The 14,307-nt window shown below is 64.5% G+C and carries 13 protein-coding genes; 1 reads left to right on the forward strand and 12 read right to left on the reverse strand.

Annotated features, from left to right (window positions below; genetic code table 11):
- Positions 1–5: 5 nt before the first annotated feature.
- The 12 genes from hflK to ndk form a co-directional block, all read right to left on the reverse strand.
- Positions 6–1,346: an FtsH protease activity modulator HflK gene (gene hflK / locus D9X30_RS26070; protein ID WP_153945272.1), complete on the reverse strand. Its 1,341-nt coding sequence runs from the start codon at positions 1,344–1,346 to the stop codon at positions 6–8.
- Positions 1,347–1,453: 107 nt separating this feature from the next.
- Positions 1,454–2,710: a GTPase HflX gene (gene hflX / locus D9X30_RS26075; protein WP_153945273.1), complete on the reverse strand. Its 1,257-nt coding sequence runs from the start codon at positions 2,708–2,710 to the stop codon at positions 1,454–1,456.
- A 265-nt stretch (positions 2,711–2,975) separates the two neighbouring features.
- A complete protein-coding gene (gene hfq, locus D9X30_RS26080; RefSeq protein ID WP_153945274.1) occupies positions 2,976–3,215 on the reverse strand; it encodes an RNA chaperone Hfq in 240 nt (79 codons plus the stop codon).
- Between the two features lie 211 nt (positions 3,216–3,426).
- Positions 3,427–4,770 carry a ribosome biogenesis GTPase Der gene (gene der / locus D9X30_RS26085; protein WP_092594104.1) on the reverse strand — a complete coding sequence of 448 codons (1,344 nt, stop codon included), beginning with the start codon at positions 4,768–4,770 and terminating at the stop codon, positions 3,427–3,429.
- Between the two features lie 268 nt (positions 4,771–5,038).
- Positions 5,039–6,190, reverse strand: a complete 1,152-nt coding sequence (gene bamB, locus D9X30_RS26090; RefSeq protein ID WP_153945275.1) for an outer membrane protein assembly factor BamB — start codon at positions 6,188–6,190, stop codon at positions 5,039–5,041.
- A gap of 41 nt (positions 6,191–6,231) precedes the next feature.
- On the reverse strand, positions 6,232–6,861 hold the full coding sequence (locus D9X30_RS26095; protein WP_066733811.1) for a YfgM family protein: 630 nt from the start codon (positions 6,859–6,861) through the stop codon (positions 6,232–6,234).
- Positions 6,862–6,946: 85 nt separating this feature from the next.
- Positions 6,947–8,299: a histidine--tRNA ligase gene (gene hisS / locus D9X30_RS26100; protein ID WP_153945276.1), complete on the reverse strand. Its 1,353-nt coding sequence runs from the start codon at positions 8,297–8,299 to the stop codon at positions 6,947–6,949.
- A 42-nt stretch (positions 8,300–8,341) separates the two neighbouring features.
- The gene (ispG, locus tag D9X30_RS26105; RefSeq protein WP_153945277.1) at positions 8,342–9,634 is read right to left on the reverse strand and encodes a flavodoxin-dependent (E)-4-hydroxy-3-methylbut-2-enyl-diphosphate synthase; all 1,293 of its coding nucleotides are present in this window, start codon (positions 9,632–9,634) and stop codon (positions 8,342–8,344) included.
- A 48-nt stretch (positions 9,635–9,682) separates the two neighbouring features.
- Positions 9,683–10,828 carry a RodZ domain-containing protein gene (locus tag D9X30_RS26110; RefSeq protein ID WP_153945278.1) on the reverse strand — a complete coding sequence of 382 codons (1,146 nt, stop codon included), beginning with the start codon at positions 10,826–10,828 and terminating at the stop codon, positions 9,683–9,685.
- The gene (pilW, locus tag D9X30_RS26115; protein ID WP_153945279.1) at positions 10,821–11,600 is read right to left on the reverse strand and encodes a type IV pilus biogenesis/stability protein PilW; all 780 of its coding nucleotides are present in this window, start codon (positions 11,598–11,600) and stop codon (positions 10,821–10,823) included. The genes D9X30_RS26110 and pilW overlap by 8 nt, the downstream gene beginning before the upstream one ends.
- Complete coding sequence (gene rlmN, locus D9X30_RS26120) at positions 11,597–12,748, reverse strand: dual-specificity RNA methyltransferase RlmN (protein ID WP_153945280.1); 1,152 nt, start codon at positions 12,746–12,748, stop codon at positions 11,597–11,599. The genes pilW and rlmN overlap by 4 nt, the downstream gene beginning before the upstream one ends.
- 52 nt (positions 12,749–12,800) lie before the next feature.
- Complete coding sequence (gene ndk / locus D9X30_RS26125; RefSeq protein ID WP_092594111.1) at positions 12,801–13,226, reverse strand: nucleoside-diphosphate kinase; 426 nt, start codon at positions 13,224–13,226, stop codon at positions 12,801–12,803.
- Between the two features lie 338 nt (positions 13,227–13,564).
- Between ndk and D9X30_RS26130 the strand changes: the two genes are divergently transcribed.
- Entirely contained in the window at positions 13,565–14,272 is a 708-nt protein-coding gene (locus D9X30_RS26130) for a Bax inhibitor-1/YccA family protein (RefSeq protein ID WP_153945281.1), read from the forward strand.
- The last annotated feature ends 35 nt before the right edge of the window (positions 14,273–14,307 follow it).

The following is a 14,307-nucleotide window of genomic DNA, read 5'->3' on the forward strand; positions in this document are numbered from 1 at the left end:
TCTCCTTAGCGAACGTCGCGGTCGCGGTTGCGCATCGACTCACGCGAACGGATGTCCGGCGTGGGCGTGTCGGTCGTGGCCGGCGTGCTCGCGCCTGGCGCCGATGCAGGCGCCGCAGCTTGCGGCAACTGCGACATCAGCTTGTCCAGCGGCAGGTACAGCAGGTTGTTGCCCGCCTTGGCGTCGACGAGGATCTTGTTCGCGTTGCTGTAAATCTGCTGCATGGTCTCCAGATAGATACGGTCGCGCGTCACTTGCGGCGCCTTGGCATATTCGGTCTGCACCGAGCGGAAGCGCGCGGCGTCACCCTCGGCCTGTGCCACCACACGGGCACGGTAGGCTTCCGACTCTTCCTTCAGGCGCGCCGCGGTGCCCCGGGCACGCGGCAGGATGTCATTGGCGTAAGCCTGGCCCTCGCTGATCGCGCGCTCGCGATCCTGACTGGCCTTGTTCACGTCATCGAACGCGGCCTGCACCTGCTCGGGCGGCTGCACGCTCTGCACGTTGACGGAGATCACGCGGATACCGGTCTTGTAAGCGGTCAGAATCGACTGGATCGACTTCGCCAGGCCCTGGGCGATCTGCTCGCGATTCTCGTAGAGCACCGCGTCCATCTTGTTGCGGCCCACGATCTCGCGCACCGACGTCTCGGCGGCCTGCGTCACCAGTTCTTCATCGCCACCGCGATCGGTCTTGTTGTAGAACAGGAATTCGCTGGCGTCCTGGATGGCGTACTGCACCGTGAAGCGGACGTCGATAATGTTCTCGTCCTGCGTCAGCATCGACGAGTCCTTGAGGTTGCTGTCCTTGATCGACGTGGCGCGGCCGACTTCCACCGAGCGCACCGCCGACAGGTTCACCACCTCGGCCGACTGGATCGGCCACGGTGCGCGCCAGTTGATACCGGGGCCCGTGGTGTACTTGAACTTGCCGAACTGCAGGATCACGGCGGTCTGGCCTTCCTGCACCATGAAGAAGCCGCTGGCCAGCCAGATGCCGACCACGGCCGCGACGATCACGCCGACACCGACGTTCGAGCCCTTGCCCGGCGGACGCGAGCCAAAACCATTGCCCTGCCCCCCACCGCCATTCTCCTTGCGGCCCAGCAGCCCGTTCAGGCGGCGGTTGAAGTCACGCCACAGCTCGTCCAGATCGGGCGGGCCGTCCTGCGGACGCTGGTTCTGCTGGCGACCTTTGTCCTTGTTGTCTTCATCGTCCTGTCCGTTACGACCCCAGCGCGGGTCGTTCAACGAGAAGATGGCGCGCAGGCGCGGCCAGCGAGCAAGCCGCGCGGCGCGGCTGCCTGGCACGAAGTGCGAGTCAGGATTCCGAGGGAACAGGGGCATGTAGGGCACGGGTCCGGGAAAGTTTGGAACAGGGGGATTCTAGCAGCCATCTTGATCACTTTTGCTCAAATTCCCCCAATCGGCACGCCATTCGCAGCGAACGGCTATCAGTCTGGGTGGTCCGCACCCCGGTCCGGGCTGCTTTTGGCGCCCTCGCTGGGGTCCTCGGCGTCCCAGTCATCGTCAGCCGCCGGGGGCGCAATGCCCGCCAGCCGCGGATCGAAGGGCGCCGGCTCGTCCGGCCGCGAAGCCAGCCACTGGGCAACTTCCACCACGGCTTCCCGCAAGGCATCGAGACCGAGCCCGTCGCGCGCCGAAATGAACACGCGCGTCGGCACGCCGTCTTCGTTGCGCTCGATGCGAGGGCCCTGCTCCAGCAGTTCCGGCGCCGCATCGATCTTGTTCATCACCACGATCTGCGCGATGTCCAGGGCGTTGATTTCCGCCAGTACGCGGTTCACCTGCTCGATCTGCTCATGGCGCACGGGGCTCGACGCGTCCACCACGTGCAGCAGCAGGTCGGCATGGACCGTTTCGTCCAGCGTGGCGCGGAACGCCGCGACCAGTTGCGTCGGCAAGTCGCGGATGAAGCCGACCGTATCGGACAGCACCACATTGCCGATTCCATCCAGAAACAGCCGGCGCGACGTGGTGTCGAGCGTGGCGAACAGCTGATCGGCCGCATACGCCCGCGCCTTGGTCAGCGCATTGAACAGCGTCGACTTTCCTGCGTTGGTATAGCCGACCAGCGAAATGCTGAGCGTATCGTTACGGGCGCGGGCGCGGCGCTGCGTATGGTGCTGGCGCTGCAGGCGCGCCAGATCGGTCTTGAGCCGCTTGGCGCGGTCATCGAGCATCCGGCGATCCAGTTCGAGCTGTCGCTCGCCAGGGCCGCCGCGCATGCCGATACCGCCCTTCTGGCGCTCAAGGTGGCTCCACGCCCGCACCAGGCGCGACGCCTGGTATTGCACCTGGGCCAGTTCCACCTGCACCTTGCCCACGTGGCTTTGCGCACGCTGGCCGAAGATATCCAGGATCAGGCCAGTACGGTCGATCACGTGACGCCCCAGGAATCGCTCCAGGTTACGTTGCTGGGCCGGGCTCAGTGCGTGGTTGAAGACGACCACATCGGCATCCAGGGCGTCCGCCGCCTCCTTGAGCTCCTCCGCCTTGCCCGAACCGATGAACAGCGCCGGATCGGGGCGCGATCGCTTGCCGGTCAGGGTATGTACGGGCACCGAGCCGGCCGTGGAGGTCAGCAGCGCCAGTTCGGAAAGGCTTTCCTGGAAGTCATGCTTGCCGAAATCCACGCCGACAAGGATCGCGCGCGAAGGATCGGTCTGGGAGGTAGCTCTGGGTTGCAAGCGGGTGGACGCGAAGCGCCGGAAAAATAGGTTGGAAAACGGGGTTGGAACCGATTGTCAAGACAATGGCAGGCCGCGCTGCGGCAAGCTGTCGCACACCAGCGCCATGGGGCTCGGTGACGGATGCAGGCTGGATCGGGAACCGGATTCGGAAGATGCCGACCGGTCAGGGCAGCGCCGGCGGCGCAGGCCGGAGAACAGCTGGGGCGGGAACGTGCAGCGTGACGGCCGCATGCGGATGCGGCCGCCCACAAACGAGGAAAAATCAGGCCTCGGAAGAATCATCCACACGGAAATTCACCGCGCGCGCCGGCACGACGGTAGAAATCGCATGCTTGTACACCATTTGCGTCACGGTGTTACGCAACAGCACGACATATTGGTCGAACGACTCGATATTGCCTTGCAGCTTGATGCCATTGACGAGGTAGATGGAAACCGGCACGTGCTCTTTGCGCAGCGCGTTCAGGAACGGGTCTTGTAGCAATTGCCCTTTGTTGCTCATGGCACACTCCAAAATTATAGATTTAGTGATGGATCATGGGGACGAAAGTCCCCGGTTCAAGTCAGTTGGCGCAAAAACGCGCCAGAAAAAAGATCAAAACGGTACCAAGCTGGCATCAACGCAGCAGGGCTACCCCTGCTACTCGTGAATTTAGCCGCAGTTCCAAACGAACGCAAACGAAACTTCGGACGAGGAACGGCACCTTTTGGGCTCAATCCTTCGATTCGGCGTAAGGGTTTTTGTTCGTACGGAATTCGATGCGCAATGGCGTGCCCTTGAGCTTGAACGCCGTCCGGAAGCGGTTTTCCAGATAACGCTTGTACGCGTCCGTCACGTTCTGCAGTCCGTTGCCGTGGATGACCACGATCGGGGGATTGGAACCACCCTGGTGCGCGTAGCGCATCTTGGGGCGCGACACCCCCGCGCGCTTCGGTTGCTGGAATTCCACCGCTTCCTGCAGCACTCGCGTGAGTTGCGGCGTGGGCAGCTTGACCATCGCGGCGGCGTACGCATCGTCCACCGAGCGCAGCAATGCACCAATTCCGGTACGTTCCTTGGCCGACACGTAATGGACGTTGGCGAAACTCAGGAACTGGAGCTTGCGCTCGAGGTCGTGCTTCACGCGGTCGCGGGCGTGGCCGTCGAGGCCATCCCACTTGTTCACGCCCACCACCAGTGCGCGGCCCGATTCCACGATAAAGCCGGCGATATGCGCGTCCTGCTCGGAAATGTCCTGCTGGGCATCGAGCAGCAGCACCACCACGTTGGCATCGGCAATCGACTGCAGCGTCTTGACCACCGAGAATTTCTCGATCGCCTCGAACACCTTGCCGCGCTTGCGCAGGCCCGCCGTGTCGATCAGCGTGTAGGGCTTGCCACCGCGCTCGAACTCCACATAGATCGCGTCGCGCGTGGTACCCGGCATATCGAACGCGATCACGCGCTCTTCGCCGATCAGCGTGTTGACCAGCGTGGACTTGCCCACGTTCGGCCGGCCCACGATGGCGATCTTGGTGCCGCGCTGGCCGGCGTCGTCCTGGTCGGCCAGTTCCGGACGCTCCTGCACGGCAAGCTCCAGCGCCTCGTCGACGAGTTCGCTCACGCCGTCGCCGTGCGTGGACGAGATCGCGTACGGATCGCCCATGCCCAGCTCGTAGAAATCGGCCGCCACCGAGGTGTACCTCATGCCCTCGGCCTTGTTGACGGCCAGCATGATGCGCCGACCCGTCTTGCGCAGGTAGTCGGCGATCACGCGATCCTGTGGCGCAAGCCCCAGGCGACCGTCCACCAGGAAGATCACGACGTCCGCTTCCACCACGGCCTGGCGCGTCTGCTTGGCCATTTCGGCCACGATGCCGTCCTTGGCAACGGGCTCGAAGCCGCCGGTGTCGATCACGATGAACGGACGATCGCCGATACGGCCCTCGCCGTAGTGGCGGTCCCGTGTCAGGCCCGGCAGATCGGCGACGAGAGCGTCGCGCGAGCGGGTCATGCGATTGAATAGCGTCGACTTGCCCACATTGGGACGGCCGACGAGTGCGATAACTGGTTTCATTCAATAAACGGAAACAGGGGCCGGCACGCGCCGTCCCCCAGCAATTCCGGAGTCATGTTGATCCGACAACCCCCGTGATGTGTCCACGGCTGGCCGCTTTTCCTGTCGGGGCGGATATGGAACCGCTGTTCCAGTCCGCTATGTTGGCACGACCAGGGATCATGCTACCGGATTGGCGCCGCCCATGCGACAGGGGCATGGGCGGCCTTGCGTGCGCGGGCACGCTTTTATTCTGGCGCCATCGCTGGCGCCCCTGGCAATCAGCCGATCAGTTCGGTACGAAGCCGTAGACGTCGCCGTCACGGGTCTGCACCACCAGCGTCTGGCCGGCGATCACCGGTGCCGCGCTGATCGCACTGCCGTCCGTCTTCATGCGCGCCAGGATGGTGCCATCCTCGCGCGACAGGAAGTGGACAAAACCTTCATAGTCGCCCACGACCACCGAACGGCCGATGGACGCCGGGGCGCCCAGGCTGCGGTAGCGCAGGTCCATATTCTTCCAGCGCTCGTTGCCGTTCTGGCGATCGAACGAGAACACCGCCGACGTCTCGTCGCTGGCGAACAGCGAGTTGTCGTCCTGCGTCAGGCCCATCGGCGACGAGAAGTCCTTGCCCCATTGCGGCTGGCCATTGGCCAGTTCCAGGCAGGCGATGCGGCCCTGGAACGTGGTGGCGCAGACCTGGCGGCCCATCACCGCCGGCATGCCCGTCACATCGTTCAGGCGCTCGATCTCGGACACGCCCTTCGGATACGACACCGTGCTTTCCCAGCGCAGCACGCCATTGCCCGGAGCCAGCACGCCAAGCTTGCCACCCGGGAAACCCGTGACGATGCCGTCACCGGCATACACCATGCCCATCGCGGCACGCAGGTTCAGCGGCGACTGCGAACGTTGGTAGATCCAGCGGCGGTCGCCGGTGCCGGCATCCAGTCCGATGATGCGGGTGTCGGTAGTACGCACCACGACCAGGCCGTTGCCGACCAGCGGTGCCGACAGGACCTCGCCGTTGACCTGCTTCTTCCAGATCTGCTTGCCGCTCTTGTCGAACGCGTAGATCGCGCCCTTCTCTGCGGCCACGGCGGTCGTGTCGCCGTCCGAACCCGGACCCGAAGTCAGGTCGAGATCGGTCTTGGCCTTCCAGAGCGTCTGGCCGCTGGTGGCGTTGATCGCCATCACCGCGCCGCTCTTGCCCGACACGAACACCACATCGCCAGCTGCCACAGGGGCCATGACGTACGGGCCGCTCTTGCCCACGTCGGCCTTCCAGGCCTGCTTGACCGACAGCGTGGCCGAAATCGGCTTCAGTTCGGTGGGCGGGTGCTTGTTTTCCTTGCTGAACAGCGAGCAGCCCGCCAGCAGGCCCAGGCAGGTGCCGGCCACGAGCGTACGGGTTGCGGCTGTGCGAAGCAATGACGTCATAGGATGCGATCCTGTATTTTTTGAAAGGGTCCGCGGTCCGCTCACGCGGTGCCCAGCGCGTCGAGCTTGAACTGGATGATCTGGCGCATGCCGCCTTCGCTCGCGCCGAGCTTTTCCAGCGCGCGGCGGTAGGCGGTGCGTGCCTCGTCGCGCTTGTCCTGGGCGGCCAGCAGATCGCCACGGCGATCGGCGAACAGTGCCTCGTACTGCGCAGGCGCATCCTTGAGCAGCGCCAGGCCCTGGTCGTAGGCCTTCTCGTCCAGCAGCACGCCGGCCAGACGCACGCGCGCCAGCGGCGCGTAGTCGTCGCCACCATGGTCGATGGCCCACTGCAGCTGCGTCTTGGCGCCGGCCAGGTCGCCCGCGTCGTACAGCACCTTGGCTGCCGTCAGCGCGCTCATCGGGCCATAGGCGGTGCGGCCGAACTTGTCTTCCAGATCGGTAGCCGCGCGCTTGACGCGCTCGGCGTCGCGCGCCTCGGCAGCCTTGGTCACCTGCTCGTACAGCACCGCCGCGTCGCCGGCCTGCTTGCGCTGCCAGTAGTTCCAGCCGGACCAGCCCGCGAACGCCAGCAAGGCGACAATCAGCGCCCAGGTGACGGCATTGCCGTACTGTTTCCACCAGGCCTTGAGGCTCTCAAGCTGTTCCTGTTCTTCTAGATCGTAAGCCATGTCGAGGCAGTTACCCGCGTTGGTTGAAATTGACACGGCCGCTTCCTGACAGGACAGCGGCCGTGCGGCGCGACCGACGGCGTGCTTATTGCTCGTCGTCCCCGTCGTCCGATTCGATTTCGTCGACCATCCTGTCGATGATGAAGTCGACAACGTTCTCGGCCGGCACGCTGGTCTGCGGGCCGCCTTCGGCTGCATTGCCGCCGCGCAGCTGCTTGACCTGCACCGTGCCGGCGGCGATTTCGTCCTCGCCAATGATAACGGCAAAGGATGCGCCACTTGCGTCGGCGCGCTTCATCTGCGACTTGAAGCTGCCGCTCTTGCCGTCAGGTGTGGCATGGAAGACCACGTCCAGGCCCGCGTCGCGCAGCCGCTCGCCCGCAATCATCGCCTGCTCGCTCGCGGCCTGGCCCTGGTGGACCATGTACACGTCGCAGCCCTGCGACTCCGGCACCAGCTTTTCCTCGCGCAGCAGTTCGATGATGCGCTCGATACCCATCGCCCAGCCGCAGGCCGGCGCGGGCTTGCCACCCATCTGCTGGATCAGCGGATCGTAGCGGCCACCGCCGGCGATCGTGCCCTGGGCGCCGAGCTTGTCGGTGATCCACTCGAACACGGTCAGGTTGTAGTAGTCCAGACCACGCACCAGGCGCGGATTGATCTTGAAGGGGATATTGTTCGCCTTCAAGATCCGCTGAACGCCCTCGAAGTGCGCCAGCGATTCCTCGCCCAGGAAATCGTTCAGCTTCGGCGCGTTGGCCGCCATTTCCTGCAGCGCCGGATTCTTGGTATCCAGCACGCGCAGCGGATTGGTATACAGGCGACGCTTGCCATCCTCGTCGAGGATGTCCTTGAAGCCTTCCAGGTACTTGATCAGTTCCTCGCGGTGCGCGGCACGCTCGTGTGCCTGGCCTAGCGAATTCAGCTCCAGGCGGACGCCGACCAGGCCCAGGTCGTCCCACAGGCGCTGGCACATCAGGATGATTTCCGCATCCACATCCGGGCCGGCAAAGCCCAGCGCCTCGGCGCCAAGCTGGTGGAACTGGCGATAACGGCCACGCTGCGGCTTCTCGTGACGGAACATCGGGCCGGTGTACCACAGGCGCTTCGGGCCGTCGTACAGCAGATTGTGCTCGATGGTGGCACGCACGGCCGCCGCGGTGCCTTCCGGACGCAGCGTCAGGTTCTCGCCGTTCAGGGCGTCGGTGAAGGAATACATTTCCTTCTCGACGATGTCGGTCACCTCGCCGATGCCGCGCACGAAGAGCTGCGTATGCTCGACGATCGGCGTACGGATCTGCTGATAGCCATAGGCACGCAGCATGCTGCGCGCGGCGCTTTCAAACATTTCCCACAGCGGGGCGTCGGCGGGCAGCATGTCGTTCATGCCCTTCACGCCCTGCAGTGCCTTGTCGGCCTTCGTCTTGTCTTCGCTCATTGTTCTCTTCGTGATACCGATGCTGACCTGGCGCCCCTGCGCTCAGGCCACCGCGCCCTGTTTTGCCTGCGTGGCATTCGGGCCGTAGTGCGAGCGGACGTACTCGTCCACGATCGCCTGGAATTCCTGGGCGATGTTCTCGCCGCGCAGCGTCTTGACCTTCACGCCGTCGACGAACACCGGCGCCGCCGGCGATTCGCCCGAGCCGGGCAGCGAAATGCCGATATTGGCGTGCTTGCTCTCGCCGGGGCCGTTCACGATGCAACCCATCACGGCCACGTCCATCTCTTCCACGCCCGGGAACTCGTTCTTCCAGACCGGCATCTGCTCGCGCAGATAACCCTGGATGCTGGCCGCCAGCTCCTGGAACGTCGTGCTCGTGGTACGACCGCAACCCGGGCACGCAATCACCATCGGGGTGAAGTTGCGCAGGCCCATCGTCTGCAGGATTTCCTGGCCGACGTAGACTTCCTTCTCGCGCGGCGCGCCCGGTTCCGGCGTCAGCGAAATACGAATCGTGTCGCCGATGCCTTCCTGCAGCAGCACCGACAGCGCCGCCGTCGAGGCCACGATGCCCTTGCTGCCCATGCCGGCCTCGGTCAGGCCCAGATGCAGCGCATACTCGCAGCGGCGCGCCAGCTCGCGGTACACCGCCACCAGCTCCTGCACCTGCGACACCTTGCACGACAGGATGATCTGGTTGCCGGCCAGGCCGATTTCCTCGGCCTTCTGCGCCGACTCGATCGCCGACGTGATCAGGGCCTCGACCATCACGCTCTGCGCCGGCCACGGCTCGGCGCGCTTGGCGTTCTCATCCATGATCCGGGCGAGCAGGTCCTGGTCCAGGCTGCCCCAGTTCACGCCGATGCGCACCGGCTTGTTGTAGCGGCACGCCATCTCGATCATCTCGGCGAACTGCTTGTCGCGCTTGGCGCCCTTGCCCACGTTGCCGGGGTTGATCCGATACTTCGACAGCGCCTGCGCGCACTCGGGATAGTCGTGCAGCAGCGTATGGCCGTTGTAGTGGAAGTCGCCCACCAGCGGCACGTTCACGCCCATGCGGTCCAACTGCTCGCGGACGGCCGGCACGGCCGCCGCGGCTTCCGGCGTATTGACGGTAATCCGGACGATCTCGGAGCCTGCACGCGCCAGATCCTTGATCTGGATGGCAGTGCCGATCGCATCGACGGTGTCCGTATTGGTCATCGACTGGATGCGCACGGGCGCGCCGCCGCCGATCGTCACGATATTGTCGCCCCACACGACGCTGGCCTGGCGCGACACGCGGCGCGGCAGCGGACCCGGAATCACCGGGTGGGAAGCATTCTGGTGCATTGCGTTACCACCTTCAAATGGCATGACTGATTGCGCTGCCCGGCCGCATTACTGCAGGGTCAGGCGCGCCACATTGTTCCGGTCGGCAGACTTGAAGTTCACCGGCGAGCCATTGTGCGCCAGCGACTCCACGCCCTTTACGTTGCCGAGAATGACCTTGTACGGGCCACCCGCACCGCTGCCGGCCACGGCGTCGCCGCCCTTGGCCGTGCCACCCAGGATCACCTTGCCGGTGCGATCACGGACCTCGTACCAGGTGTCGGAGGCAAAGCGGATCTGCACCGCGCCATCGCCGGACGCCGTCGAAGCGGGCGCTGCGGCGGCAGCAGGCGCGGCGACGGCCGGGGCCGCAGCGGCCGGCGCTGCCGGCTTCGCCGGCGCGTCCTGAGGCAGGTTCACGGCGCCGCCCGTTGCCAGCGGCATGCCAGCCGTCGTGGTGGCAACCGGGGTCTGGGCGGGCGCCGCGGTCGCGGGGGCCGGGGCAGCCTTGGTTGCCGGCGCAGCCGGTTCTGCCTTGGCCGTCGCGTCGGCGGGGGCCGCCTCGGACGGTGCCGGCGAATCGTTGCCCGCCATTACCGGCGGCAAGGCCGCGGTCACGGTGCCGTCGCCGTTGCTCTGTGCGCTGCCTTCCTCCGAGACCTTCTCGGCCGGCTTGTCGCTTGCCGGGGCTTCCGCCGCGGCCTTGCTGTGTGCATCGAACCATGCCTTGGCGTGGTCATAGCCGAAATAAACGCCCACTGCCACCAGTGCCAGCACGCAAACCAGCCAGATCCAGCGCCCCCCGGCGCCGCCGGTGCTCTTGCTGCCAAAACGCTTGCGGTCGTCGAACGCCTGGTTCAACGCGCCTTCATGGCGGCGCGTGATGCCAGTCACCGGCGTGGCCTGCGCCCGCGCGTGATACTGGCCAAGCAGCGCGTCGATATCGATCTGGAGCGTGCGCGCGTAGGCGCGCATCACGCCCTTGGCAAACGTCACGTCCATCAGGCTCGACACGTCGCCTGCCTCGATCGCCATGAGCTTGTTGGGCGCCACCTTCAGGCGTGCCCCGACATCCTCCAGCGACAGGCGTTGCGCCTCGCGACCCTCTTTCAGTTGCGCCCCGATCTCGCGGGCCACTGCCTCGCGGTCGGAGTCTGTCGCGCCGCCGGCAACGTGCGTTGCTGCCTGGCTACCGGCGCGCTCTTCTTCATTCATCCCAAGCTCCTCTCTCGTATGCGGTCAGCTCGCGCGAATCGGGGAAACGGTTACGCAGTTCCGCGATCATCGCGCCCTGCGTCTGGGTATCGCCCTGGCGGTGGGCAATGCGCGCACCCAGCCAGAGGGATTGCGCGCTGGCAAAGCGGCTCGCGTTGACGCGGCCGGCAAACTGCCGGGCTTGTCCCATGTCCCCGCGCTGGAAATACAATTGCGCGAGATTCATGAGCACTGACGGATCGTTACGGTCATATCCGTAGGCCGTTTGCAGATTTTTTTCGGCCTCGGCCATATTGCCGTGGCGCATCTCGCAAATGCCGAGGTTCGTCAGCGGCTTGACCGGACCGTTCATCGACGGGGTCTGCACCGCGCGTTGCAGCGTGGCCTTGCCCTCGGCGTAGCGGTTGGTCTGGCACAGGAACCAGCCATAGTTGTTCAGCACATCGGGATCGTTCGCCCGCATGTTAAGCGCAGTGCGGAAGCTGTCCTCGGCCAGCGCGTTCTCGTTCATGCCCATGTAGGCCAGGGCACGCACGTGATAGGCGTCGGCGTTCGACGGATCGATACTAATGGCCTGCTTGACCTCGTCGAGCGCCACCGGATACTGGCGCGCCTCAAGATACTGCGTGGCCAGGCGCAGCCGGAGCGACGCACGCTTGTCAGCGGCGGTCTGGTCGGAAGCGGTCTTGATGTCCTGCTGGGGCCCGGTGGGCAGCGTGCAGGCAGACAGCATCAACAGCCCTGACAGGGCAGCGACAAGCAGACGGGTCATGCAGGACGGACCTCCCGAGCGGTTCCGGCACCCACCGGAACCAGTGGCGTGATCTTGCCGAACTTGCCGCGCTCGGCCAGACGGGTACGATCCATGACCTCGCCGGCCAGTTGCCCGCAGGCGGCGTCGATGTCGTCGCCCCGGGTCTTGCGGATCGTCGTCACGATGCCCGCGTCCATCAACACCTGGGCGAAGCGGCGAATCTGATCGTTGTTCGATCGCTTCAGGCCCGATTCCGGGAACGGGTTGAACGGGATCAGGTTGAACTTGCAGGGCACGTCGGCCACAAGCTTCAGCAATTCCCGCGCATGTTCGACGGTGTCGTTGACGCCGTCGAGCATGCAGTATTCGAAAGTAATGAAATCGCGCGGCGCGAATTCCAGGTAGCGGCGGCAGGCCGCCATCAGATCGGCCAGCGGATACTTGCGGTTCAGCGGCACAAGCACGTCCCGCAGCGCATCGTTCGACGCGTGCAGCGACACGGCCAGCGCCACGGGCAGATCCCTGGACAGGCGGTCCATCATCGGCACCACGCCGGACGTGGACAGCGTCACGCGGCGGCGCGACAGCCCGTATGCATTGTCGTCGAGCATCAGCCGCATGGCCGGCACGACGGCATCGTAATTCAGCAGCGGCTCGCCCATGCCCATCATCACCACGTTGGAGATGACACGGTCGTCCTTCGGACCCCGGCCCAGCTGGGCACGCATGGCGAATTCGGCCATCCACAGCTGGCCAATGATTTCGCCGGTCGTCAGGTTGCGCGAAAAACCCTGCTTGCCGGTGGAACAGAACCGGCAGTTGACGGCGCATCCCGCCTGCGACGACACGCACAGCGTACCGCGCGTGTCCTCGGGGATGTAGACCGTCTCCACCGCGTTGCCGGCGCCGACATCGAGCAGCCATTTGCGCGTGCCGTCAGCCGACAGGTTGTCGGTGATGATGGCAGGCGACCGGATCTCGGCCCGCGTCGCGAGCTTTTCGCGCAGCGACTTGGCGAGATCCGACATGGCGTCGAAGCGGCTGGCACCGAACTGGTGGATCCAGCGTTGCAGCTGCCGCGCACGGAACGGCTTCTCGCCGAGCTCGCCGCAATAGGCGGTGAGCGCGTCCGCGTCGAGGTCGAGCAGGTTGACGAGATCGTTCATGACGGCAGTTTCCAGCTTGACTACAGGTTCAGTCGTGAGTGTCAGAAGACAATCAGCGGCTGTAAACGTTCATGCCCGGGAAGAAGAAAGCCACTTCCACGGCAGCCGTTTCAGCGGCGTCCGAGCCGTGCACGGCGTTGGCGTCGATGCTGTCGGCGAAATCGGCGCGGATCGTGCCCTTTTCCGCCTTCTTCGGGTCGGTGGCGCCCATCAGGTCGCGGTGCTTGGCGATGGCGTTCTCGCCTTCCAGAGCCTGGATCATGACCGGGCCCGACACCATGAAGTCCACCAGGTCCTTGAAGAACGGGCGTGCCTTGTGCACGGCGTAGAACTGCTCGGCTTCACCGCGCGACAGGTGAACCATCTTGGCAGCAACGATCTTCAGGCCAGCGGCCTCGAAACGGGCGTAGATCTGGCCGATAACGTTCTTGGCCACGGCATCCGGCTTGATAATCGACAGGGTGCGTTCGATCGCCATGAAAAACTCCGAAAAATGAAGGGGTTACAAATGGATTAAACGTGCAATTCTAGCACGACCGCATGGCGGATTCGAGCACGCGCGCCAATGGTCTCGACGATCCTTGCGGTGTGCGCTGTTACCGCAAGAATTGTTATTCATGAATCACATTACATTCGTGAAATGTGGGAACGGCACCGCAAACGCTTCGTCAAATGTTTGCGTTTTCGGAAAACAACTAATGACAAGGGTGATTGTGTGGACAAAGGCCCTTGCAAATCCGCAGGCGCGATGCCACATTGGCGCTGTGCCGTCGGGTTGCTCCGGCGCCTCACATAGAACTGAAGACAGGAGTCACGATGAACGACAAGCTGAATACTTACGGATTCGGCAATAGTGCTGCGGGCGTCACCGACGTTGCCGTCCGCAACCGGGTCCTACGCAATACCTACTGGCTGCTGGCCATCTCGATGATCCCGACCGTGCTGGGCGCATGGATCGGCGTGGCTGCCGGATTCGCCGGCCTGGTCGCCGGCAGCCCCGGCATGTCGGCCCTGCTGTTCCTGGCCGTCGCTTTCGGTTTCATGTTCGCGATCGAGAAGACCAAGAACAGCAGCATGGGCGTGGTCCTGCTGCTGGCCTTCACGTTCTTCATGGGCCTGATGCTGGCGCGCATTCTCAGCCTGACGCTGTCGTACTCGAACGGCCCGGCGCTGATCATGTACGCGTTCGGCGGCACTGCGGCGGTATTTGGCGTCATGGCCACGATCGCCACGGTCAGCAAGCGCGATTTCTCGGGCCTGGCCAAGTTCCTGTTCGTCGGCGTCGTGCTGCTGATCCTGGCCAGCATTGCCAACATCTGGTTGCAGATGCCGGCCCTGATGATCACGCTGTCGGTCATCGCCATCGCGATCTTCTCGATCTTCATCCTGATCGACGTGCAGCGCGTGGTGAATGGCGGCGAGACCAACTACATCACCGCCACGCTGGCCATCTACCTGGACGTGTACAACGTCTTCGTGAACCTGCTGGCGCTGCTGGGTATCTTTGGCGGCAACCGCGACTGAGCCGGCCCGCCATCATGAAAATAGCCGCCCGAGGG

Origin of the sequence: Cupriavidus sp. U2 (assembly GCF_009663685.2) — a bacterium.
Classification (GTDB): domain Bacteria; phylum Pseudomonadota; class Gammaproteobacteria; order Burkholderiales; family Burkholderiaceae; genus Cupriavidus; species Cupriavidus necator_C.

Bases quoted from the DNA above. Each gene is read 5' to 3' on its own strand.
- pilW (WP_153945279.1), bottom strand. From the start codon at position 11,600: ATGACCCGTCTGCTTGTCGCTGCCCTGTCAGGGCTGTTGATGCTGTCT.
- hisS (WP_153945276.1), bottom strand. From the start codon at position 8,299: ATGAGCGAAGACAAGACGAAGGCCGACAAGGCACTGCAGGGCGTGAAG.
- D9X30_RS26095 (WP_066733811.1), bottom strand. From the start codon at position 6,861: ATGGCTTACGATCTAGAAGAACAGGAACAGCTTGAGAGCCTCAAGGCC.
- ispG (WP_153945277.1), bottom strand. From the start codon at position 9,634: ATGCACCAGAATGCTTCCCACCCGGTGATTCCGGGTCCGCTGCCGCGC.
- hflK (WP_153945272.1), bottom strand. From the start codon at position 1,346: ATGCCCCTGTTCCCTCGGAATCCTGACTCGCACTTCGTGCCAGGCAGC.
- der (WP_092594104.1), bottom strand. From the start codon at position 4,770: ATGAAACCAGTTATCGCACTCGTCGGCCGTCCCAATGTGGGCAAGTCG.
- bamB (WP_153945275.1), bottom strand. From the start codon at position 6,190: ATGACGTCATTGCTTCGCACAGCCGCAACCCGTACGCTCGTGGCCGGC.
- ndk (WP_092594111.1), bottom strand. From the start codon at position 13,226: ATGGCGATCGAACGCACCCTGTCGATTATCAAGCCGGATGCCGTGGCC.
- hfq (WP_153945274.1), bottom strand. From the start codon at position 3,215: ATGAGCAACAAAGGGCAATTGCTACAAGACCCGTTCCTGAACGCGCTG.
- D9X30_RS26110 (WP_153945278.1), bottom strand. From the start codon at position 10,828: ATGAATGAAGAAGAGCGCGCCGGTAGCCAGGCAGCAACGCACGTTGCC.
- D9X30_RS26130 (WP_153945281.1), top strand. From the start codon at position 13,565: ATGAACGACAAGCTGAATACTTACGGATTCGGCAATAGTGCTGCGGGC.
- rlmN (WP_153945280.1), bottom strand. From the start codon at position 12,748: ATGAACGATCTCGTCAACCTGCTCGACCTCGACGCGGACGCGCTCACC.